22 protein-coding genes and 1 pseudogene are annotated in these 20,859 nt (G+C 69.0%); 17 read left to right on the top strand and 6 right to left on the bottom strand.

The annotated features are described in order from the left end of the window. Positions 1-26 precede the first annotated feature (26 nt). Entirely contained in the window at positions 27-635 is a 609-nt protein-coding gene (locus tag ABIE21_RS07860; protein ID WP_354024216.1) for a TetR/AcrR family transcriptional regulator, read from the bottom strand. 90 nt (positions 636-725) lie between these two features. Between ABIE21_RS07860 and ABIE21_RS07855 the strand changes: the two genes are divergently transcribed. The 7 genes from ABIE21_RS07855 to ABIE21_RS07825 all read left to right on the top strand — a co-directional run bounded on the left by ABIE21_RS07855 (position 726) and on the right by ABIE21_RS07825 (position 5,349). Beyond that, the gene (locus tag ABIE21_RS07855) at positions 726-1,226 is read left to right on the top strand and encodes an MFS transporter (RefSeq protein WP_354024215.1); all 501 of its coding nucleotides are present in this window, start codon (positions 726-728) and stop codon (positions 1,224-1,226) included. Between the two features lie 179 nt (positions 1,227-1,405). Continuing rightward, positions 1,406-1,750, top strand: a complete 345-nt coding sequence (gene rplS, locus ABIE21_RS07850) for a 50S ribosomal protein L19 (protein ID WP_354024214.1) — start codon at positions 1,406-1,408, stop codon at positions 1,748-1,750. Positions 1,751-1,817: 67 nt separating this feature from the next. Beyond that, positions 1,818-2,612 carry a signal peptidase I gene (lepB, locus tag ABIE21_RS07845; protein WP_354024213.1) on the top strand — a complete coding sequence of 265 codons (795 nt, stop codon included), beginning with the start codon at positions 1,818-1,820 and terminating at the stop codon, positions 2,610-2,612. A gap of 1 nt (position 2,613) precedes the next feature. Then, complete coding sequence (locus ABIE21_RS07840; protein WP_436232313.1) at positions 2,614-3,258, top strand: ribonuclease HII; 645 nt, start codon at positions 2,614-2,616, stop codon at positions 3,256-3,258. A gap of 12 nt (positions 3,259-3,270) precedes the next feature. Further along, on the top strand, positions 3,271-3,594 hold the full coding sequence (locus ABIE21_RS07835) for a DUF2469 family protein (RefSeq protein ID WP_184237343.1): 324 nt from the start codon (positions 3,271-3,273) through the stop codon (positions 3,592-3,594). 139 nt (positions 3,595-3,733) lie between these two features. Continuing rightward, complete coding sequence (locus ABIE21_RS07830; protein ID WP_354024211.1) at positions 3,734-4,339, top strand: PadR family transcriptional regulator; 606 nt, start codon at positions 3,734-3,736, stop codon at positions 4,337-4,339. A 92-nt stretch (positions 4,340-4,431) separates the two neighbouring features. Then, entirely contained in the window at positions 4,432-5,349 is a 918-nt protein-coding gene (locus ABIE21_RS07825; protein ID WP_354024210.1) for a Fic family protein, read from the top strand. A 353-nt stretch (positions 5,350-5,702) separates the two neighbouring features. On the opposite strand, the gene ABIE21_RS07820 is transcribed toward ABIE21_RS07825, so the two are convergent. After that, on the bottom strand, positions 5,703-7,406 hold the full coding sequence (locus ABIE21_RS07820) for a long-chain-fatty-acid--CoA ligase (protein ID WP_354024209.1): 1,704 nt from the start codon (positions 7,404-7,406) through the stop codon (positions 5,703-5,705). Between the two features lie 156 nt (positions 7,407-7,562). Between ABIE21_RS07820 and ABIE21_RS07815 the strand changes: the two genes are divergently transcribed. From ABIE21_RS07815 to dprA, 3 genes are read left to right on the top strand one after another with little or no spacing between them, the layout of a single operon-like run. Then, entirely contained in the window at positions 7,563-7,919 is a 357-nt protein-coding gene (locus ABIE21_RS07815) for a YraN family protein (protein ID WP_354024421.1), read from the top strand. A 22-nt stretch (positions 7,920-7,941) separates the two neighbouring features. Continuing rightward, positions 7,942-9,477, top strand: coding sequence for a YifB family Mg chelatase-like AAA ATPase (locus tag ABIE21_RS07810; protein WP_354024208.1), 1,536 nt, complete (start codon positions 7,942-7,944; stop codon positions 9,475-9,477). Continuing rightward, positions 9,474-10,688, top strand: coding sequence for a DNA-processing protein DprA (dprA, locus tag ABIE21_RS07805; RefSeq protein ID WP_354024207.1), 1,215 nt, complete (start codon positions 9,474-9,476; stop codon positions 10,686-10,688). The genes ABIE21_RS07810 and dprA overlap by 4 nt, the downstream gene beginning before the upstream one ends. 78 nt (positions 10,689-10,766) lie before the next feature. On the opposite strand, the gene ABIE21_RS07800 is transcribed toward dprA, so the two are convergent. Next, the gene (locus ABIE21_RS07800; protein WP_354024206.1) at positions 10,767-11,126 is read right to left on the bottom strand and encodes a DUF5997 family protein; all 360 of its coding nucleotides are present in this window, start codon (positions 11,124-11,126) and stop codon (positions 10,767-10,769) included. Positions 11,127-11,349: 223 nt separating this feature from the next. Here ABIE21_RS07800 and ABIE21_RS07795 point away from each other — a divergent pair, with 223 nt between their 5' ends. Beyond that, complete coding sequence (locus ABIE21_RS07795; RefSeq protein WP_354024205.1) at positions 11,350-11,760, top strand: DUF7144 family membrane protein; 411 nt, start codon at positions 11,350-11,352, stop codon at positions 11,758-11,760. On the opposite strand, the gene ABIE21_RS07790 is transcribed toward ABIE21_RS07795, so the two are convergent. After that, positions 11,757-12,473, bottom strand: coding sequence for an SOS response-associated peptidase (locus ABIE21_RS07790; RefSeq protein ID WP_354024204.1), 717 nt, complete (start codon positions 12,471-12,473; stop codon positions 11,757-11,759). The two genes, ABIE21_RS07795 and ABIE21_RS07790, sit on opposite strands and share 4 nt — an antisense overlap. Positions 12,474-12,564: 91 nt before the next feature. On the opposite strand from ABIE21_RS07790, the gene ABIE21_RS07785 reads away from it, so the two are divergent. After that, positions 12,565-13,488, top strand: coding sequence for a phosphodiesterase (locus tag ABIE21_RS07785; protein WP_354024203.1), 924 nt, complete (start codon positions 12,565-12,567; stop codon positions 13,486-13,488). Here ABIE21_RS07785 and ABIE21_RS07780 read toward each other — a convergent pair whose 3' ends face one another. Beyond that, the gene (locus ABIE21_RS07780) at positions 13,489-13,983 is read right to left on the bottom strand and encodes a MarR family winged helix-turn-helix transcriptional regulator (protein WP_354024202.1); all 495 of its coding nucleotides are present in this window, start codon (positions 13,981-13,983) and stop codon (positions 13,489-13,491) included. A 72-nt stretch (positions 13,984-14,055) separates the two neighbouring features. On the opposite strand from ABIE21_RS07780, the gene ABIE21_RS07775 reads away from it, so the two are divergent. Next, positions 14,056-16,146: an MMPL family transporter gene (locus ABIE21_RS07775; RefSeq protein WP_354024201.1), complete on the top strand. Its 2,091-nt coding sequence runs from the start codon at positions 14,056-14,058 to the stop codon at positions 16,144-16,146. A gap of 25 nt (positions 16,147-16,171) precedes the next feature. Continuing rightward, positions 16,172-17,146, top strand: coding sequence for a tyrosine recombinase XerC (locus ABIE21_RS07770; protein WP_354024200.1), 975 nt, complete (start codon positions 16,172-16,174; stop codon positions 17,144-17,146). 306 nt (positions 17,147-17,452) lie between these two features. Here the strand turns inward: ABIE21_RS07770 and ABIE21_RS07765 are convergent. After that, positions 17,453-17,860, bottom strand: a pseudogene (locus ABIE21_RS07765) (M23 family metallopeptidase); the annotation flags it as partial. 305 nt (positions 17,861-18,165) lie between these two features. Here ABIE21_RS07765 and rpsB point away from each other — a divergent pair. The 3 genes from rpsB to pyrH all read left to right on the top strand — a co-directional run bounded on the left by rpsB (position 18,166) and on the right by pyrH (position 20,858). Further along, on the top strand, positions 18,166-19,197 hold the full coding sequence (gene rpsB, locus ABIE21_RS07760; protein ID WP_354024199.1) for a 30S ribosomal protein S2: 1,032 nt from the start codon (positions 18,166-18,168) through the stop codon (positions 19,195-19,197). 27 nt (positions 19,198-19,224) lie between these two features. Next, positions 19,225-20,052, top strand: a complete 828-nt coding sequence (tsf, locus tag ABIE21_RS07755; protein WP_354024198.1) for a translation elongation factor Ts — start codon at positions 19,225-19,227, stop codon at positions 20,050-20,052. A gap of 92 nt (positions 20,053-20,144) precedes the next feature. Then, positions 20,145-20,858, top strand: coding sequence for a UMP kinase (gene pyrH, locus ABIE21_RS07750; protein WP_354024197.1), 714 nt, complete (start codon positions 20,145-20,147; stop codon positions 20,856-20,858). Position 20,859 lies beyond the last annotated feature (1 nt).

Raw genomic sequence — 20,859 nt, 5'->3', positions numbered from 1 at the left:
TTAGGCGCGGCCGTGCGCCGCCGCTGTCACTCGGCGGGAACGGCGGAGTTGAAGGGCTCGAGCACCTCGCGCACGACGATGCGCGCCTTCGCGAGGTAGCGCTCGTCTCCGTTGCGGTCGACACGGAAGGCGCGCTGCATGAGGGCCGTAGCGATCTCGATCGCCACGTCGAGGTCGAGGGCGAATTCGTCGGTCAGCGGAACCTCATACTGCGCCCCGAGGTACTGGAGCACCCGGTTCGACAGTTCGCTGTTCGCATTGATCTGGCTGTCGATGAAGCGTTCGTCGATGACGCCCCCGAAGTGCAGGGCGCGGAAGCCCGGTTCGGAGCGCGAGAGCTGGGCGTAGACGTCGAGGACATTGTCGAGCTCCTCGATCCAGCCGGCGGGGTTCTTCTCGCCGCCGACGAAGGCGGCCGCGAGGAAGCGTTCGAGGTTGCGGGCGGCGAGGGAGCGCAGGAGCGATTGGATGTTCGGGAAGTAGCGGTAGACCACGCCGACCGAGGAGCGTGATCTCGCAGCCACGTCGCTCGTCGTGAGACCGTCGATGCCCTTCTCGTCGATGAGAGAGGCCGCCGTGTCGAGGAGGAGCGTGATCCGCTCGCTGCTGCGCTGCTGGACGGGTTCGGTTCGCACGTTCGCAGGGCTCGGTGAGATTGCCGGCTGGTCAGTCATTGCTACAAATACCCCGTATTCGTTGTCAGCTCGCTACGGCTACCCTTAAGGATGCTTCTCCGCCGCGCGCTCTTCTATTGGCAGTTTATCTCAGCCTTTTTGCTGCCCTCCTGGGTGCTCATAGGCCGTGGCATCATCCGCGCCGGCGAGGGATGGGACTTCGTGCTCTACCTGGTGCTGTGTCCCATACTCTGCGTGGCGATGCTCGCCGTTGCCGGACTCACGGTGGCGCGTAAGCAGGTCAGGTCGACGCGGGCGGTGTCGTGGTTAGACGCGGGTGTCTTGGCAGTGTGGCACATATCCATAATCCTTTACGGATTTGTTGCCTCATCTGCCCTTTCCGGGGTGATCGTGGTGGTGGCAATTATCGCGTTCTGGGTGGCGGCGTGGCAGCTCTTCACCGAGACGCGCACGCGGGTGAAGAACGCCTTCTCGCTCGACCCGATCGACGCCGGCACCTACAACGCGAAGACCTACGACCCGGCCACGGACGCGGGGCGGGTCATCATCATCAATCCCGACGGCTCGAAAGAAGAGCTGCCAGACCGCTGAGCGGGCCGCGGTCAGGGGCGAATCGGTGGCAGGCGCACCCCCGGATGTGTCATCATTGATCTTTGTGCTTCCGCACGTTTCTGCCACAGGGGAATCGTGATCACGTGAAGTGCGCCTCCTTACTTCAAGAATGAGTCAAAACGTGATCGACCTGTGGCGGTCGCAAGAGAGTGAATACCATGCATATTCTCGACGCCGTTGATGCGGCATCCCTCAAGGACAACATCCCGGAGTTCCGCGCCGGCGACACCGTCAAGGTCCACGTGAACATCATCGAAGGCACGCGCGCCCGCATCCAGGTCTTCCAGGGTGTCGTCATCGGCCGCTCCGGCGAGGGTGTCCGCGAGACGTTCTGCGTTCGCAAGGTCAGCTTCCAGGTCGGCGTCGAGCGCACGTTCCCCGTGCACTCGCCGGTCATCGACCACATCGAGGTCGTCACCCGCGGTGACGTTCGTCGCGCGAAGCTGTACTACCTGCGCAACCTGCGTGGCAAGAAGGCGAAGATCAAGGAAAAGCGCGACTAGTCACGCCCGCTTTTAGTCTTTCCCGAGCTCCCTGCCGAATACACTTGGCAGGGAGCTCAGGGGTTTAATGACAAGCGAATTACAGCCGGCGGCAGGTACGCACGCCGAGACTGACGGTCAGTCGACGACGCGGAAGCCTCGGCTGACCGAGAGGCAGCGCAAGGCGCGGGGCGTCAAGCTCTTCCTCCGCGACATCCTGCTCATCTTCGTCGCGGCCCTGCTGATCTCGTTCCTCATCAAGACGTTCCTGATTCGCTCGTTCTACATCCCCTCCGAGTCGATGATGGACACCCTGCACGTCGACGACCGCATCATCGTCAACCTGCTCGAGCCGGAGCTCATGCCGATCTCCCACGGCGACGTCGTGGTGTTCACCGACCCGGGCAACTGGCTTCCCGGCGGCGACGAGCCCGACACCCGCAACCCGGTGGCCGTGGCCGTCGACGAGGTGCTCGGATTCGTCGGTCTCAGCGCTCCCGACAGCGACGACCACCTCATCAAGCGCGTCATCGGCCTGCCGGGCGACGTCGTCGTCTGCTGCAACGACTTCGGCCAACTCACCGTCAACGGCATCCCGCTCGAGGAGCCGTACACCGAGCTCGGCGGTCGCTCCAAGGCCACGGAGAAGGAGTTCACGGTGACGGTGCCCGAGGGCTCGCTGTGGGTCATGGGCGACAACCGCTACAACTCCGCCGACTCCTCGTACCACTACTCCGGAGACCCGGACGCCCCGGGCACCGCGTTCGTGCCGATCGACAACGTGGTCGGCCGTGCGGTGCTGGTGACCTGGCCGCTCGACCGCTGGGCGACACTCGACAACTACCCCCTCGTCTTCCGTGGGGTCGACTCGGCGGGCGACTGACGTGGTCGTGATGGATCCCACCCTCGAGGTCGAGACGGCGATGCACGCGGGAGGCGCGCGCTACGTCATCGGCATCGACGAGGTCGGTCGCGGCGCGATCGCCGGCCCCGTGGCCGTCGGCCTCTGCCTCGTCGACGCCGAGGTCGGCGTGCACCCGGAGGGTCTGCGCGACTCGAAGATGCTCAGCGAGAAGCGACGCGTCGCCCTGGCGCCGCTCACCACCGGCTGGGCGCGCTACACGGCGGTCGGTCTCGCCTCGGCCGAGGAGGTCGACTCGATCGGCATCGTCGCGGCCCTCGGGCTCGCGGCCAAGCGCGGACTCGTCGCGATGCACGAGGCGGGCGCGCGGGTCGGGGACAGCGTGATCCTCCTCGACGGCTCGCACGACTGGCTCAACCCGGCGCTCGCCACCCCGCTGCGGGTGCAGACCCGTGTCAAGGCCGACCGTGACTGCGCGTCTGTGGCCGGGGCGTCCGTCGTCGCCAAGGTGCACCGCGACAACCTCATGATCGCCGCCGACACGCGACTGCCCGGCTACGGCTGGTCGGGCAACAAGGGTTACGGCTCTGCCGAGCACTTCGCCGCCATCGATCAACTCGGCGCAACCGAGCTGCATCGGCGCACGTGGCTCAAGGTAACGGCTTAGGATTGTCAGACGATGGACGAAGACGAGTTCGAAGACTATGACCGCGAGGTCGAGCTGGCCCTGTACCGCGAGTACCGCGATGTGGTCGGCCAGTTCCGCTATGTCGTGGAGACCGAGCGACGCTTCTACCTCGCGAACGAGGTCGAGCTCGTGCGCCAGGACACCGAGCACGACTTCTACTTCGAGCTGACGATGAACGACGTCTGGGTGTGGGACGTCTACCGCTCCGACCGTTTCGTCAAGAGCGTGCGCGTGCTCACCTTCAAGGACGTCAATGTGGAGGAGCTCAGCTCGAAGGAGCTCGAACTCCCGAAGGAGCTCGCCCTCGACGAGTAGCCCTCGCCCTCTTCGCCCGGATGCCGCAACGGCATCCGGGCATTTTTTTGTCCGCGGTCTTGCGTTGCGATAGATACCGATATATCGTTAACCTATCGTCGAACAATCGTTCGGCGTTCAACGAAAGGACGGAACCGCCATGAACAGCGAATTCCACACCACCCACGAACACCAGCATCACGACCGGGGTCCGCGCCGCGGTCACGGCTTCGGATCGGGCGCCCGCGCCTTCGCCGCAGCAGCGCCCGGATTCGGCCCGGGCTTCGGAGGCTTCGGCCCCCGCGGCTTTATGCCGCCCGGCCCGCAGCGCAAGCGCCGCGGCGACGTGCGCTCCGCGATCATCTCGCTCCTGAGCGACAAGCCGTTCAACGGCTACGGTCTCATCAAGGAGATCGCCGAGCGCTCCGGCGGAACCTGGAACCCGAGCCCCGGCTCGGTCTACCCCACCCTGCAGCAGCTCGTCGACGAGGAGCTCATCGAGGGCGTGGGTGAGGGACGCCGCACCGAGTTCCAGCTCACCGACGAGGGCCGGGCCTATGTCGCCGAGCACACCGAGGAGCTCGATCGCGTCTGGGCGAGCGTCACAGAACGCACCGACGCCGACGCCGGCCTGCACGAGAGCGTCGCGAAGTTGATGGGCGTGGTGCACCAGTTCCGGTTCGCCGCGACCGACGAGCAGCGCGCCAAGGCCGTCACCCAGCTCGACGAGGCGCGACGCGCCCTCTACGGCATCCTCGCCGACTAGCACTATGGCTTCCGGTGACCGGGGGAGCAGCGCCTAACATGGGCGTTGCTCCCCTTTTCCGTCCCGAAACCCGACTCCGCAGAGGACCCCGCGTGCTGCTCACCCCCGCGAACATCGCCGCCACCCTCGAGCCGGCGACGCTCGAGGCGTCGGGTGGGGCATCGGCGGCGCTCGAGAACTTCCGCGCGGAGTTCACCGCCGACGACTCGGTCTTCGCCGCGTCGTTCGCCCGGGCAGAGGGACAGGCCAGCGCGGCCCTCGCCGGCTTCGTGGCGGATGCGCGGGAGACGGGACTGGCCGGCCTCGGCCTCGCGGCCGCCGGTGACGCGCGGTACGCGGCATCCGTTCTCTCCGCCACCCGGCATGCTCTCGTATCGCCGCACGACGTCGTCGGCGTCCACGAGATCATCGACCCCGGCGGCGACATTCCCGCCGAGCTGCCCGACGTCGCGCAGTCGATGCTCGTGCCCGTCGCCCTCGGCCACGCCTGGCTCGTCGCGAGCCGGCCGTTCTTCCTCGGCAACGGCCGCACCGCTCGGGCGATCCTCGCCGCACAGCTGAGCGGGCCGGTCGTGCCCTTTCCGATCTCCGGCGGGCTGCTCGCCGACGAAGACGCGTACCGCGCGGCGATCGACGCCTACTCCGCCGGCGACGCCAACCCGATCGTGCTGGTGCTCGCCCGGGCGGTCGAGTCGGCCGTCGACAACGCCCGCGACCTCGCCACCGCGCTCGCGATCACCCGCGACGAATGGTCGACCGCCATGATCGGTGTGCGCTCGCACGCCAGCTCACGCGACCTCGTAGACGTCGTGTTCGAGCATCCGGTGATCGACGCGAAGCTGACGGTGCCGGCGCTCGGAGTCACGCTCGCCGCCGCGTACACGGCCATCGAGACGCTCGTGGAACGCGGCATCCTCGTGTCCCGTGGCCCGGAACGCCGCAACCGCGCATGGCTCGCCCCGGGCATCCTCGATGCGGTCGACGCCTTCGTCGGGCGCGCGCGCCCCTAGCGCGGCCCTCAGAACAGAGGGGCAAGGTTTCGACCTTGCGGGCTGGTTTCAGCGTCGATTCATTGCCCCGCAGCACGGGCGGCTCTGGGTGCCGGAGCCGAGGGGCAAGGTTTCGACCTTGCGGGCTGGTTTCAGCGTCGATTCTTTGCCCCGCAGCTCGGGCGGCTCTGGGTGCCGGAGCCGAGGGGCAAGGTTTCGACCTTGTGGGCTGGTTTCAGCGTCGATTCATTGCCCCGCAGCTCGGGCGTATGCGTGCGCTTGAGCCGAGGGGCAAGGTTTCGACCTTCAGGGCGTGCTTCAGCATCGAAAGATTGCCCCGCAGCTCGGGCAACTCGACCAGCGATCGCCCGCCCCTAGTCCTTGTTGTGCGCCGCGACGAGCATGTCGCGCACCTTGCGGCGCTCGACCTTGCCGACGAGCGAGCGCGGCAGCTCGTCGAGCACCACGATCGACTTCGGCACCTTGTAGGCGGTGAGCCTGGTGCGGGCGTAGTCACGCAGCGCGTCGGTGTCGACGGTGGCTCCCTCGCGGGCGACGACGGCGGCCGACACGTCTTCCGTGCCCGACGACCGGCGCACTCCGACGACGGCCGCACCCGCGACATCCGGGTGCGACATGAGCACCTCTTCGACCTCCGATGGAGACACGTTGAAGCCACCCGTGATGATCAGCTCCTTGATGCGGTCGATCACGGTGATGTAGCCGTCGGGGGAGATGGTGACGATGTCGCCGGTGCGCAGCCAGCCGCCCGGCAACAGGGTCTGCGCCGTCTCGTCGGCGCGGTTCCAGTAGCCCTGGAACACCTGCGGTCCGCGCAGCAGCAGCTCGCCCGACTCGCCCTCGTGGCGGTCGTCGGACGGGTTCTCCGGGTCGACGATGCGGATCTCGGTGCTCGGGAACGGCACGCCCACGGTTCCCGGTCGCCGGCTCGGGCCCATCGGGTTGCCGACGGCGAGCGGACTGGTCTCGGTCATGCCGTAGCCCTCGACCAGGAGGCCGCCGCTGGCCTCCTCCCAGCGTTCGACGGTGGCGACGGGCAGGCTCATCGCGCCGGAGATGGCGAAGCGGATGCGCGAGAGCCCCGCTCGGCGGCGCTTCGAGACGCGGGTGAGCGCGTCGTAGATGGGCGGCACGGCGGGCAGGAACGTGGGGGGCGACTTGCGTGCCGCGTCGAGCACCATGTCGACGTCGAACTTCGGGAACAGCACGAGCTTCGCGCCGATGCTCATCGCCACGGTCAGGCACAGCGTGAGGCCGTAGGCGTGGAACAGCGGCAGCACGCCGTAGAAGGTCTCCTTGCCGAGCCGGAGTCCGGGAACCCAGGCCTGGCCCTGGCTGGCGTTGGCACGCAGGTTGCCGTGGGTGAGGATGGCGCCCTTCGGCGTGCCCGTGGTGCCGCTCGTGTACTGCAGCACGGCGACGTCGTCGACGGTCGGCCGGGGGTACTTGCGCAGGATGCGCGGGGAGTCGAGCAGCTTCTCCCAGGTGAAGACGCGGCGGGCCGAGGGCGTGGCGGTCATGCTCGCTCGGGTGGCGCGCGCCTTGGCGATGGGGAGCCGCAGCGCGACGCGCTTGCCGAACGGCAGGGCGGCGGTCATGTCGACTGAGACGATGCGGTCGAGCGGCACGTCGCCGGGGAAGGCCGACACGACGTCGTGCACCTTGTCCCAGACGATCGCGACGCGGGCGCCGTGGTCTTCGAACTGGTGACGCAGCTCGCGCGCCGTGTAGAGCGGGTTGTGCTCGATCACGATGGCGCCGAGGCGCAGCACCGCGTAGAACGCGGCGACGTGCTGGGGGCAGTTCGGCAGCACGATGGCGACGCGGTCGCCCTTCTTCACGCCGAGGCGGCGCAAGCCCTCTGCCGCGCGCGACACCTGCTCGGCGAGGTCGTCGTAGCTGGTCTCCGCGCCGAAGAACTCCAGGGCGGTGCGCTTGCCATAGCGCTTCACCGAGGCGTCCAGCATGTCGACGAGCGACTCTGACGTCGGCTCGATGTCGTGCGGCACGCCGGGGGCGTAGGCAGACAGCCACGGGCGATTCTCGAATACGTTCACGGCGTCCTCCCCTAGAGCGAAACTCCAGTATCCGTCACAAAGCTGGGTGCACGAACCTCTCCTCCACCTGTGTTAGGGATGCGGCGGAGTGCACCGATCGCCCGGCGCCGCACCGCGCACACCGTCGGCCGCGGCATCCTCGACTCGGAGGTGGTCATGGCCGCGAAAGACGAGCTCGGCAGGAGGGGCGAAGACCTCGCCGCCGACTTCCTCGCCGCGGGCGGGATGCAGCTGGTCGAACGCAACTGGCGGTGCTCGCAGGGCGAGATCGACCTGGTGGTGCGCGACGGCGACGAGCTCGTCTTCGTCGAGGTGAAGACGCGGTCGTCGCTGGGCTTCGGGCATCCGCTCGAGGCGATCACCGTGCAGAAGCTGGCGCGGCTGCGACGGCTGGCGGCGGCGTGGTGCGCGGCGCACCCCGGACCGCACGGCCTCGTGCGCATCGACGCGGTCGCGGTCGTGGCGCCGGCGTTCGGCGCGGTCGCGATCGAGCACCTGAAGAGGGTGTTCTGATGCGGCATCCGGGGGTGCGCTGATGCCGATCGGCCGCACCCACGCCGTGTCCCTGCTCGGCCTGCGTGGGGCCATCGTCGAGATCGAGGCCGACATCTCGGCGAACCTGCCGAGCTTCGTGCTCATCGGGCTTCCGGATGCCGCCCTCGGCGAGGCCAAAGACAGGGTTCGCGCGGCCGCGACGAACTCCGGCTGCGCCCTGTCGCATCACAAGATCACCGTGAACCTGTCGCCGGCGGCCCTCCCCAAGCACGGCTCCGGGTTCGATCTAGGCATCGCCCTCGCGATCCTCGCCGCCGACGGCGCGATCGATGCCGCATCGATCGACCGGGTGGTGCACCTCGGCGAGCTCGGGCTCGACGGGCGGCTCCGACCGATCAACGGTGTGCTCCCGGCCGTGGTCGCTGCGCGGGCGGCCGGTTTCGGCACGGTCATGGTGCCGACCGGAAATGCGCAGGAGGCGGGGCTCGTGCCCGGCATCCGCGTCGTCGCGGCGGCGTCCCTGCTCGACGCCGTCATCTGGCACGGTGGCGAGTTCGACGCCGTACCGGTGGAGCCGATCCTGCGGGCCGTGCCCGACGCCCCGGCCGACGACGACACCGACCTCGCCGACGTGATCGGCAACGAGGACTCGATCGCGGCGCTGCTGGTCGCTGCGGCGGGCGGGCATCACGTGTTTATGCTCGGGCCGCCGGGGGCAGGCAAGACGATGTTGGCCGCGCGGCTGCCCGGGCTGCTGCCCGACCTCGACGCGGCCGCGGCGCTCGAGGTGAGCTCGCTGCGGTCGCTGTGCGGGCTGCCCGTCGGCAGCGCCCTAGCCCGACGACCGCCGCTCGAGAGCCCGCACCACACGGCCACCTCGGCCGCCCTCATCGGCGGAGGAAGCGGGATGATCCGACCGGGTGCCGCCGCGCGTGCCTCGCACGGCGTGCTCTTCCTCGACGAGGCGCCGGAGTTCCCCTCGAGCGTGCTCGACGCCCTTCGGCAGCCGCTCGAGTCGGGGGTCATCAGCATCCACCGTGCCAACGCGGTGGCGCACTTCCCCGGCTCGTTCCAGCTCGTGATGGCAGCGAACCCGTGCGCCTGCGGGCAGTACGGAGCCCGCGACTCGGAGTGCACGTGCACGCCGATGTCACGCCGCCGGTACCTCGGCCGCATCTCCGGGCCGCTGCTCGACCGCATCGACATCCAGCTGCGGGTGCAGCGCATCACCTCGGCGCACGTGCGCCTCGCCGACCAGACGCCGCGGCTGTCGACGGCGGATGCCCGTGCCCGCGTTCTCGAGGCCCGCGCCGTTGCGGGCGCGCGGCTGGCCAGCACGCCCTGGTCGCTCAACTCGCAGGTGCCGGGCACGTGGTTGCGCAGCGCCCGGATGCGGCTCGGCCCGACTACGACGGCATCCATCGACCGCGCCCTGGAACGCGGCGGAATCACCATGCGCGGCTACGACCGCGTCCTACGGCTCGGCTGGACCCTCGCCGACCTCGACGGGTCGTCCGTACCCGGCGCCGACCACATCGGCCGAGCGCTCTATCTGAGAAAGGCGATGAGCTCATGACGATGTTCGGCGTTGGGGAGAACGAGATCGTGCCGCTGCTCACGACGGTCGCCGGGCGCGACCTCGACCGCGGCGAGCTCGAAGAACTCTTCGCCCGGGCGGCCTGGTCGGGAATCGCAGAACCGGGCGACCGCATGGCGGGCGCGCTCGTCGCGCAGCTGGGCGCGGCCCCGGCCCTCCGCACCCTCATGAAGTCCCCGACGGCAGAACAACTGGCCGCGGCGCTCGAGATAGACAAGCCGACCGACGCGCAGGCGGCCATCGACCGGTGGATGCCGCGACTCAAGCCGTCGGACGCTTTGGCAGGTCTCAAGCGGGCGGCGCGCGTCGGCGCGAGACTCCTCGTCCCGAGCGACCTGCACTGGCCGGACGGCGTCGACGACCTCGCCGAGCACGCGCCGCTCGCGCTCTGGGTACGGGGCACCGACGCCGCCCTCGACGCGCTGTCCCGCTCGATCGCGCTCGTCGGGGCGCGCGCCGCGACCGGCTACGGCGAGCACGTGACCATGGAGGCGTCGGCCGGTCTCGTCGACCGCGGCTATTCGATCGTCTCCGGCGCCGCCTACGGCATCGACGGCATGGCGCACCGCGCGGCCCTCGCCAGCCACGGGCAGACCGTCGCCTTTCTCGCCGGCGGCGTCGACCGGTTCTATCCGAGCGGTCACGACGCGCTGCTCACCCGCATCGCCGAGGTCGGGGCGGTGGTCTCCGAGCTGCCGTGCGGGCAGGCGCCGACCAAGTGGAGGTTCTTGCAACGCAATCGGCTGATCGCGGCAGCCAGCCGGGCGACCGTCGTGCTCGAGGCCGGCTGGCGCTCCGGATCGCTGAACACGGCGGGCCACGCCGCCACGCTCGGACGACCGCTCGGGGCGGTGCCCGGCCCGGTCACGAGCGCCGCTTCGGCGGGGTGCCACCGTCTCATCCGCGACTACACGGCGATCTGCGTGACCAATCCCGACGAGATGGCAGAACTCGCGCCACTGGAGACCGCGCCCGCCCTGTTCTCCGACGCCTCCGACCCCGGTTCGCCGTCGTCAGACCTCGTGCGCCTCTACGACGCCCTCAGCTCGCGCTCGCCGCGCACGGCCGCGGATATCGCAGCGCGGTCGGGACTCTCCATCGCCGAGGTGCAGGGGCTGCTCGGCGCCCTCGAGCTGGAGGGCGAGGTCGCGGAGCGGGAGAGGGGCTGGGTGCGGGCGACGCGCGGCTGAGCGGAAGTCGAGCCCGAGTCCGGCGCCCAGCGCCGAGCCCCTGTCGACGGCTAGTCGTCGACGACTAGTTGTCGACGACTAGCTGTCGACGACGCCGATGAAGCGGCCGCCGATGTCGTCGAACTCCTCGCGGTGGAGGCCGTCGGCGGGCTCCGGCAGGTCCCAGATGTCGTGGTCGTCGCAGCTCAGGTAGGTGAACTCGGGCCACCACTTCTTGGGGCGGGCCTGGTCGGTGTAGCCGCAGATGTCGCACTTCAACGTGACCCACACCGGGCGGGCCTTCGCGCTACGGTTCGCGCGCGACTGCACGAGCCACGCGGGCGGATTCTGCTCGAGCTCGGCGACGGCGGCCTCCGACATCTTGGCGGCGATGTCGTGGCGCACGGCCATTTCCACGGGGATGTCGAGGCGCTGGGCCACGTCGCGTCTGCTGATCACCAGTCAACGATAGGCGCTGCACGGCGGCATCGCCCGCCGGGGCCGCCCGCCGACGCCGACGGGCCCTCCTCGCGCGGCACCGCGAACGATGCCGCCTCGCAATCATCCGGTCCGGATGACGCGACCGTCACCGCGACCTTCTAGCGTCACCAGCGCACGCTCGCTCCGCGCGTCAGCGCCAGGAGATCCGCGCACGAGATCAGCGCCACGAGAGGACACGACCATGAGCATCGAGAAGGCCCCGTCACGATGGGTCGGGTGGATCGGCTTCGCCGGCACGATCATCCTGCTCAGCGGCTTCTTCAGCGCCACCCAGGGCTTCATCGCCCTCATCGGGCCCGACGCCTACTTCCGCGTCGACGAAGAGCAGGGCCTGTTCCTCTTCGACGCGACGGCGTACGGCTGGTGGAACCTGATCGTCGGGCTGCTGATGATCTTCGCCGGGGCATCCCTCTACGTCGGCGCCACCTGGGCGCGCGTCGTCGCCGTGATCCTCGCCGGCGTCAGCGCGATCGGCCAGCTGCTGCTGATCCCCGTGCAGCCGTGGTGGGCGTTCATCATCATCGCGGTGAACGTGCTCGTCATCTACGCCGTCACGGTGCACGGCCACGAGGTCAGGGAGGAGCGGGTCTAGCCGCCCGACACCGGCCGGATCAGCTCCGGCCCCTCGCCCTCGTACGGGATCGGCGCCACCTGCCGGATCTCGAGGCCGCCGGCGACCGGCAGCGCCGCCTCGACCGCGCGGTCGATGAGCTCCTGGTCGCCGACGATGGAGGGGTCGAGCCACTCGTTCCACATCTCCCGGGGGAGGGGCACCGGGTTGCGGTCGTGGATCTGCAGCAGGTCGTCGACCGCGTCGGAGGTTAGGATCGCGGCGGTCAGATGCCACGACGTGGGGTCGTCGGGGTCTTTGCTGTGGTCCTTCCACCACGAGTACAGCGCGGCGAGGGCCAGCGTCTCCTCGCCGGGCCCGTGAATGAAGAACGGCGTCTTCTTCTTGGTCGCGGGATCGGTCTGCCACTCGTAGTACCCGGTGGCCGGGATGATGGCTCGCTTCGACTTGACCGAGGCCGAGAACATCGGCTTCTCCGCCGCCGTCTCCGACCGGGCGTTGAAGGTCGGGAACTTCGTCTTCAGCTCCTTCGACCACCCGGGCACGAGAGACCAGCGCGCTGTCTCGAGTCGCCGCACCAGCTCGCCGGTCTTGACGCTCTCGATGACGATCGGAACCTGCTGGGTCGGCGCCAGATTCCAGCTCGGCGCCCAGTCGTGCACGTCGCCGCCCGCGGCGACGAACTCCTCGATCAGCTCGTTGGTGTCTTTGTCGACAGCGAATCTTCCGCACATACCGACATTGTGCACCCCGCCACCGACGTGCGGCACGCCGCAATTCGCAAGGGGTTGTCGCGTTGTCGCCGGGGCGGCGTACTCTTAAACCGTGAAACCCCTCGGCCAGTACCCCGCACCCCGGCACATCGTCGCCCACATCAGCGACTCGCACTTCCTCGGCGAGGGGCGCGCGCTCTACGGCGAAGTGGATACCGACGCCAACCTCACTCAGGCGCTGTTGCAACTCGAGCAGTCCGGCATCCGTCCCCAGGCCATCGTGTTCACCGGCGATCTCGCCGACCTGGGGGAGCCGGATGCCTACGGTCGGCTGCGCGCGCTCGTCGAGCCGGCCGCGGCGCGGTTGGGAGCCCAGGTCATCTGGGTGATGGGCAACCACGACGAGCGTCCGGTCTATTCGAGCCTGCTCTTCGGCACCGAGCCGAGCGACGCCCCGCAGGACCGCGTCTACGACGTGAACGGCCTGCGCATCATCTCCTTCGACACGAGTGTGCCGGGCTACCACCACGGCGAGATGAGCGACGCGCAGCTCGAGTGGCTCGCCGACGTGCTCGCGACCCCGGCCGAGCACGGCACCCTGCTAGCCCTGCACCACCCGCCCGTCCCCACCCCGCTGCTCTGGGCGATGGAGATGCTCGAGCTGCGCGGTCAAGACCGGCTCGAGGCGGTCATCCGCGGCTCCGACGTCCGCGCCATCCTCGGCGGCCACCTGCACTTCTCCACCCACAGCACCTTCGCCGGCGTCCCGGTGTCGGTCGCGGCCGCCACTTGCTACACGCTCGCGCTCACCGCGAAAGACCGCCTGCTCTCCGGGGTCAACGCCGATCAGGCGATGAACCTCGTGCACGTCTACGACGACCGCATCGTGCACTCGGTCATCCCGATCGGCGCCCGTACCGAGATCACCGGCTTCTCCGCGGAGTTCGTCGACCGCATCGAGTCGATGACCTTCGAGCAGCGCACCGAGATGTTCTCGAGCAAGAAGTCGAAGTTCAACCTCGGCGAAGAGGTCTAGCTAGGCCGACTCCGCCTCGACGACGGACGGCAGCTGGTCGCGGTAGACCTCGGCGACCCGGCCCAGGTAGGCCGTGATCGCCTCGCGTTCGGCCTCGTCGAACTCGCCGATCACGCGGTCCATGCCCAGGATCATCGGCATCAGCGTGCCCATCGCCTTGCGCACCGACGCGGGACTCGGAACGACGAGGATGCCGCGGCGGTCTCGCGGGTTGGGCTCACGGGTGACGTGGCCGACGGCGGACAGGCGGTCGACGACCGTGGTGACGGCGGCGGTCGACATGCCGAGCCGGCGCGCGAGCTCGGTCGGGCTGAGCGCGCCGTCGCGGATCAGCTCCTCCATCGCCTCGAGGTCGGTCTGGTTGACCGTGAGCTCTCGCCCGAGGTGGCGCTCGAACTGGTCGGTGAGATCGAGGATGTCGCGCAGCAGTGTCGTCGCCGGATGCACGGCGAACGACTCCCGTCCCGTGGGGGGAGCCTCGCCGTCTCGTTGCATGCTCCCGAGTTTAGCGCTACGGTGGCTAGATATTCATATAGTTAGACGTTCGAACTAAAAGAGGCTTCCAGCATGCACCGGCTGACCACATTCATCACCGCGAAGAAGACGTCGTGGATCATCCTGCTGATCGCGGTCGCGGTCTCCGCCGCGGTGTTCGCGCTCGGCTCCGGCTCGTCGAGCGAGACGTCCCCGGGGGTCGGTCTGCCCGACTCCGCGGAGTCGGCGAGGGTCGCCGCCCTGCAGGAAGACCTCCCGGCCGCCGACTCCACCTCGGCGCTGCTCGTGTTCAGCCGCGACGGCGACGAGGTCACCGACGACGACATCGCCGCCGTCACCGCCACGACCGAGGCGCTCGCCGTCGAGTCGGTCGACGGGTTCGTGCCGCCGCCGACCGTCTCCGAAGACGGAACGGCCGCGTTGGTCGTCGTGCCGCTGACGAGCCTCGCGGATGTCACGGCTCAGGCCGAGCGCGCGGCCGAGCTGCGCACCATCGCCAACGACGACCTCCCGAACGGGCTCGAAGCGCTGCTGACCGGCCCCGAGGGGTTTGCGGTCGACGTGGCCGCGGTGTTCAAGGGCGCCGACTTCACCCTGCTGCTCACCACCGTGCTCGTCGTGGCCGTGCTGCTGCTCATCACCTACCGCAGCCCGTGGCTGTGGCTCGTGCCGCTGGCGGTCGTCGGTCTCGCCGACGCCCTCGCCGGCATCGTCGCCACTCGCATCGCCGCGGCCGCCGGTATCGAACTCGACGCCTCGATCACGGGCATCCTCTCCGTGCTCGTCTTCGGCGCGGGAACCAACTACGCCCTCCTCCTCATCGCGCGCTACCGCGACGAGCTGCGGCTCGTCGCCGACCGGCACCAGGCCATGGCACAGGCGCTGCGCGGGGCCGGCCCCGCCATCATCGCGAGCGGCAGCACCGTGGTGCTGAGCCTGCTCACCCTGCTGTTCGCGCAGCTCACCGGCAACCGCGCCCTCGGCCTCGCCTGCGCGGCCGGCGTCGTGGTCGCCATGCTCTTCGCGCTCTTCGTGCTGCCCGCCGCGCTCGTGCTGTTCGGCCGCGGACTGTTCTGGCCCTACGTCCCGCACTTCGGCTCCGAGAACAAGGCGCACTCCGGGCTCTGGTTCAAGCTCGGAACCGCCGTGTCGCGCCGACCCGTCGCCGTCGCGATCATCGGTGCGCTGCTGCTCGGCGGACTGGCCTTCGCCGGCGTGCCGCAGATCAAGGTCGGGCTGGCCCAGACCCAGAAGTTCACCTCCGTGCCCGAGGCCGTCGTCGGCCAGCAGGTCATCGCCGACGCGTTCAGCGCGGGCAGCGGCTCGCCGGTGGTGGTCGTCGCCAACGCGGCATCCGCCGACGACGTCGCCGCAGCGGCCGAGACGTCCGACGGCGTCGACTCGGCGACCGTGGGGGAGAGCAACGGCGAGATCACGCAGATCAACGTGGTGCTCGACGCCGCCGCCGAGACGCCGGAGTCGTTCGACGCGATCACCCGGCTGCGCTCGACCCTGTCCGACGTCGACGGTGCAGACGCGCTCGTCGGCGGGCTCGACGCCCAGACGCTCGACGTGAACGAGGCCCAGCAGTCCGATCAGGACCTGGTGATCCCGCTGATCCTCGCGCTCGTCTTCATCGTGCTCGTGCTGCTGCTGCGCTCGATCGTCGCGCCGTTGCTGCTGCTGCTCACCGTCGTCGCGTCGTTCTTCGGCAGCCTCGGCGCGAGCTGGCTGCTGTTCGAGTCGGTCTTCGGCTTCCCGGCGATCGACACCAACGTGATCCTGTTCAGCTTCCTGTTCCTCGTCGCGCTGGGAGTGGACTACAACATCTTCCTCGTCACCCGGGCGAAGGAGGAGGCGGCGAAGCACGGCACCCGAGGCGGCATGATCCGCGCCCTCTCGTCGACGGGCGGTGTGATCACCAGCGCCGGCATCCTGCTAGCGGCGGTGTTCGCCGTGCTCGGCGTGCTGCCGCTCATCACGCTCACCCAGATCGGAATCATCGTCTGCATCGGCGTGCTGCTCGACAGCCTGCTGGTGCGCACTGTGCTCGTTCCCGCGCTGGCCTTCATCGCGGGCGAGAAGTTCTGGTGGCCGACCCGGGTGCACACTCCGGCGCACGTCGCCGAGCCCGAACCCGCCGCGGAGGTTCTCGCCAAGTAGTCGGCCGGCGGGGCACGATGGTCACATGCAACTCGACCGGATGCTCGACGACTTCACGCTCTACCTGAGCGCGGAGCGGGGTTTCAGCGAGCACACTGTGCGCTCGTACCGGTCGGATCTCGCCGACCTCCTCCGTTTCGCGGAGGAGGCAGGCGCGACCTCGTCGAGCGACATCGACCTCGAGCTGCTGCGCGGCTGGCTGTGGCGGGCGTCCACCGCCGGACTCGCCAAGGCGACTCTGGCCCGCCGCTCGGCCACGGCCCGCGCGCTGACATCCTGGCTGGCCCGCACGGGGGAGACGCCGACGGATGCCGCGGCCCGCCTCCGCGCGCCACGACCCGACAAGCACCTCCCTCGCGTGCTCACCCGCGACCAGATGGACGCCATCCTGGCAGGGCTCGGTGCCCGCGCAGCCACCGGAGACCCCCTCGCGAGGCGCGACCTCGCCATGGTCGAGCTGCTCTACGCCTCCGCCCTGCGAGTGAGCGAGCTCACCGGCCTGGATGTGCGCGACGTCGACCTCGGGCGGCTCACGGCTCGCGTGATCGGCAAGGGCTCGAAAGAGCGGGTCGTGCCGTTCGGGGTGCCCGCGGGGACCGCCCTGGCCGACTGGCTCGAGGCGCGGGACTCGGTGGCCGCGCCGACGGCGAACTCGCACGGCGCGAGCCAGGCGGCCGAAACGTCGACCGGCGCGACGAAGCCAGCCACGACGAAGCCAGCCACGACGGCTCTCTTCCTCGGCTCGCGCGGCGGGCGGGTCGGCACACGTGCCGTCTACCGGCTCGTCGCCGACCTGCTCGACGGGGTTCCCGGCGGCGGACCCGCCGGACCGCATGCCCTGCGACACACGGCCGCCACTCACCTGCTCGACGGCGGGGCCGACCTGCGCGCCGTGCAGGAGATGCTCGGGCACGCGAGCCTGGGCACCACCCAGATCTACACGCACGTGTCGACCCAGCGGCTCAGAGAGAGCTACGCCCTGGCCCACCCCCGCGCCTGACCATCGCTTGCTCGCGCGCTTGACCCTTTGTCGCCCCGCTGCGGCGAGCCCGGGTTGGGCGAACAACGAGCCCGGCGAGCCCGGGTGCGCGATCATCGAGCCATCCGATCCTCCGGAGCTCGGGCTCGGCAGATCACCGAGGGATTTCCGCGGCCGGCGGTGATCGAAGGTGCAGCCGCTCGTGAGGCGCGACCGCACCGCCGGGCCCCGGTTCGACGAGAGCGCGCCGCGCCGCCGCGCGATCGCGCGCGTGGGCAGCAGCACCGAGCGCGGGATCCCGCCGAGGTACAGGAGCGGCGAGACGTACTCCCCATCGAGCCGCACGCCGAAGTGCAGGCAGAGAACGGAGCAGTGCCCCGGCAGCAGGGTGCCGACGACGTCGCCGCGACCGACCGCGGTTCCCGCAGCCAGCGGCGAGTCGACGGGCTCGAAGCTGGAGATCAGCCCGCCGGGGTGCCGGATTGACAGTACGGGGCGGTCGACGACGACGCCCGAGAAGTGGACGATGCCCGCGGCAGGGGCGAAGACGCGCGGGCCTTCCGTCGCGACGTCGATGCCGCGGTGCCCCGCCGAGTACCGAGTCTCGGGCGCGACGAACGGGCGCACGATCGGGTGCGGGGCCGGGACAGGCCACGCCCAGTCTCCGGCCTCGACGGGACGGGCGCCCGGCAGCACCGCGAGAGTGACGAGGAGAAGGGCCAGGCTGCGTCGCATCCGTCCACCCTGACGAACGCCGGTACCGCGCCCGTCTCTATCGCGAGATCGGCGGAATCAGTCCGGCACCCGCGACGTGTGGGGGACAGGAGCGGTGTTATAGTTCTTGGAGCGCCGTGTGCAAACACGGCGACTACGCGTGCCCGCTTATCGCCCAGCGATAGGAACGCTCCCCACTCAGTCACCGCCCGAAAGCGCTGTGCCGGGAAGCTCCGGGCACCAGGTTCGTGGCCGACCGGCCGCGATAACAACTGAGTTGGTGCGTTGACGGTGAGAAACCCGCGCGCCAGAAAAGGAGCACGGCCATGGCCGTTGTAACAATCCGCCAGCTGCTCGACAGCGGCGTCCACTTCGGACACCAGACGCGTCGTTGGAACCCGAAGATGAAGCGCTTCATCCTGACCGAGCGTTCGGGCAGCCACATCATCGACCTCCAGCAGTCGCTCGCCTTCATCGACAAGACCTACGACTACGTCAAGGACACCGTCGCCCACGGCGGCACCATCCTCTTCGTCGGAACCAAGAAGCAGGCTCAGGGCTCCATCGCCGAGCAGGCTCTGCGCGTCGGCCAGCCGTACGTCAACCAGCGCTGGCTCGGTGGACTCCTCACCAACTTCCAGACGGTCTCCAAGCGCCTTGCGCGCATGAAGGAGCTCGAGGAGGTCGACTTCGACGACACCACGCGCGGGTACACGAAGAAGGAACTCCTCATCCAGAAGCGTGAGCTCATCAAGCTCCAGAAGAGCCTCGGTGGTATCCGCAACCTGACGAAGACGCCTTCCGCGATCTGGATCGTCGACACCAAGAAGGAGCACCTCGCGATCGACGAGGCTCACAAGCTCGGTATCCCGGTCATCGCGATCCTCGACACCAACTGCGACCCCGACGACGTCCAGTACCCGATCCCGGGCAACGACGACGCGATCCGTTCCGTCGCACTGCTGACCCGCATCATCGCGGACGCAGCGGCCGAGGGCCTCGTGCAGCGTCACCAGAAGCCCGAAGACGGCGAAGCCGTCGAGCCCCTCGCCGCATGGGAAGCCGAGCTTCTCCAGGCGTCGGAGACCCCCGCCACCGAGGCTGAGAAGATCGAGGCCGTCGACGGACTCGTCGCAGGCGCCAAGGACGAGGCAGCTGTCGCCGAGGTCGTAGCCGCCCAGGTTCCCGTCGAGGAGAACGACGCCGACGCCGTCGCCGCGAAGAACGAAGAGGCCGCCGACGCGACCATCGTTCCCGAGCACGTCGTCGAGTCCGACGCCGAGACCGAGGCCAAGATCGAGGCAGAGGCAACTCCCGCCGAGAAGAAGCCCGCCGCTCCCAAGAAGTCCTCGAAGTAGTCCTCACCCACTAACAAAGGAAACACGATGGCAGATTTCAGCCTCGCAGACCTCAAGACCCTGCGCGAGCGCCTCGGCACCGGCATGGTCGACAGCAAGAACGCCCTCGTTGAGGCGGGCGGTGACCTCGAGAAGGCCACCGAGCTCCTGCGTCTCAAGGGTGCCAAGAGCAACGCAAAGCGCTCCGACCGTTCGACGAGCGAAGGCCTCGTCGCCGCGAAGGAGGGTGCTGGTTCCACGACCATCATCGAGCTCGCGTGCGAGACCGACTTCGTCGCGAAGAGCGACAAGTTCGTCGCGCTCGGCGACAAGGTCATCGAGGCCGTAGCGGCCTCGGGTGCCACCGACGTCGAGGCGGCCCTCGCGGCCCCCGCCGACGGCGGAACGGTCGCCGACCTGATCGGTGGCGAAGCCGCCATCCTCGGCGAGAAGATCGAACTGCGTCGCGTCGCGGTCGTCACCGGCGAGAAGTTCGCCGTGTACCTGCACCGCACCAACAAGGACCTGCCCCCGCAGGTCGGCGTTGTCGTCGGCTACGCGGGAGACGACGCAGAGACCGCTCGCAGCGTCGCTCAGCACATCTCCTTCGCAGACCCGCAGTACCTCACGCGCGAAGACGTCCCGGCCGAGACGGTCGAGAACGAGCGTCGCATCGTCGAGGAGATCAGCCGCGGCGAGGGCAAGCCGGAGGCCGCCCTTCCGAAGATCATCGAGGGCCGCGTCTCCGCGTTCTTCAAGCAGGTCTCCCTGCTCGACCAGGACTACGCCAAGGACAACAAGCTGTCCGTCGGCAAGGTCCTGTCGGATGCCGGACTCACGGTGAGCGGATTCGCTCGCTTCAAGGTCGGCGCCTAACACGCCATGAAAAACGGGGTTCGAGACAAACGTCTCGAACCCCGTTTTTGTGCCCCAAACCCCTAGCCTGTAAACCACATAAAGGAGCTGTCATGACGATCGCGCGCAAACGCCGGGTTCTACTCAAACTGTCCGGCGAAGCCTTCGGCGGAGGATCCCTGGGTGTCAACCCCGACGTGGTCTCCGGCCTCGCGAAGGAGATCGCCGAAGCATCCGCTGATGCGGAGATCGCCATCGTCGTCGGCGGAGGCAACTTCTTCCGCGGCGCCGAGCTCAGCCAGCGCGGCATGGACCGTGGCCGCGCCGACTACATGGGAATGCTCGGAACCGTCATGAACGCGCTCGCGCTGCAGGACTTCCTCGAGCAGGCGGGCGCCGCCACGAGGGTGCAGTCCGCCATCTCGATGACGCAGGTCGCAGAGCCGTACATCCCGCGTCGCGCCGAGCGTCACCTGGAGAAGGGCCGCGTGGTCATCTTCGGCGCCGGGGCGGGACTGCCCTACTTCTCCACCGACACCGTGTCCGCCCAGCGCGCGCTCGAGATCGGGGCCGACGTGGTGCTGGTCGCCAAGAACGGCGTCGACGGCGTCTACACGGGCGACCCCCGAATCGACCCGTCAGCGACGAAGATCGACGAGATCACCTACCAGGAGGCGCTCGTGCAGGGCCTCAAGGTCGTCGACTCGACCGCGTTCAGCCTCTGCATGGACAACGCGATGCCGATGGTCGTGTTCGGCATGGCCCCGGCGGGCAACCTGACCAAGGCGATCCGAGGCGACCGCATCGGAACCCTCGTCTCCAAGTAGC

Source organism: Conyzicola nivalis, from assembly GCF_040548875.1.
GTDB classification, from domain to species: Bacteria; Actinomycetota; Actinomycetes; order Actinomycetales; family Microbacteriaceae; genus Conyzicola; species Conyzicola nivalis_A.
The sequence above is the reverse complement of the archived record's forward strand: the minus strand, read 5'-3'. Positions and strand labels throughout refer to the sequence as shown.

Excerpts from the sequence above, each read along its gene's own strand:
- ABIE21_RS07855 (WP_354024215.1), top strand. The coding sequence starts at position 726 with ATGCTTCTCCGCCGCGCGCTCTTCTATTGGCAGTTTATCTCAGCCTTT.
- rplS (WP_354024214.1), top strand. The coding sequence starts at position 1,406 with ATGCATATTCTCGACGCCGTTGATGCGGCATCCCTCAAGGACAACATC.
- lepB (WP_354024213.1), top strand. The coding sequence starts at position 1,818 with ATGACAAGCGAATTACAGCCGGCGGCAGGTACGCACGCCGAGACTGAC.
- ABIE21_RS07835 (WP_184237343.1), top strand. The coding sequence starts at position 3,271 with ATGGACGAAGACGAGTTCGAAGACTATGACCGCGAGGTCGAGCTGGCC.
- ABIE21_RS07830 (WP_354024211.1), top strand. The coding sequence starts at position 3,734 with ATGAACAGCGAATTCCACACCACCCACGAACACCAGCATCACGACCGG.
- ABIE21_RS07815 (WP_354024421.1), top strand. The coding sequence starts at position 7,563 with ATGGCCGCGAAAGACGAGCTCGGCAGGAGGGGCGAAGACCTCGCCGCC.
- ABIE21_RS07810 (WP_354024208.1), top strand. The coding sequence starts at position 7,942 with ATGCCGATCGGCCGCACCCACGCCGTGTCCCTGCTCGGCCTGCGTGGG.
- dprA (WP_354024207.1), top strand. The coding sequence starts at position 9,474 with ATGACGATGTTCGGCGTTGGGGAGAACGAGATCGTGCCGCTGCTCACG.
- ABIE21_RS07795 (WP_354024205.1), top strand. The coding sequence starts at position 11,350 with ATGAGCATCGAGAAGGCCCCGTCACGATGGGTCGGGTGGATCGGCTTC.
- ABIE21_RS07790 (WP_354024204.1), bottom strand. The coding sequence starts at position 12,473 with ATGTGCGGAAGATTCGCTGTCGACAAAGACACCAACGAGCTGATCGAG.
- ABIE21_RS07780 (WP_354024202.1), bottom strand. The coding sequence starts at position 13,983 with ATGCAACGAGACGGCGAGGCTCCCCCCACGGGACGGGAGTCGTTCGCC.
- ABIE21_RS07775 (WP_354024201.1), top strand. The coding sequence starts at position 14,056 with ATGCACCGGCTGACCACATTCATCACCGCGAAGAAGACGTCGTGGATC.
- ABIE21_RS07770 (WP_354024200.1), top strand. The coding sequence starts at position 16,172 with ATGCAACTCGACCGGATGCTCGACGACTTCACGCTCTACCTGAGCGCG.
- rpsB (WP_354024199.1), top strand. The coding sequence starts at position 18,166 with ATGGCCGTTGTAACAATCCGCCAGCTGCTCGACAGCGGCGTCCACTTC.
- tsf (WP_354024198.1), top strand. The coding sequence starts at position 19,225 with ATGGCAGATTTCAGCCTCGCAGACCTCAAGACCCTGCGCGAGCGCCTC.
- pyrH (WP_354024197.1), top strand. The coding sequence starts at position 20,145 with ATGACGATCGCGCGCAAACGCCGGGTTCTACTCAAACTGTCCGGCGAA.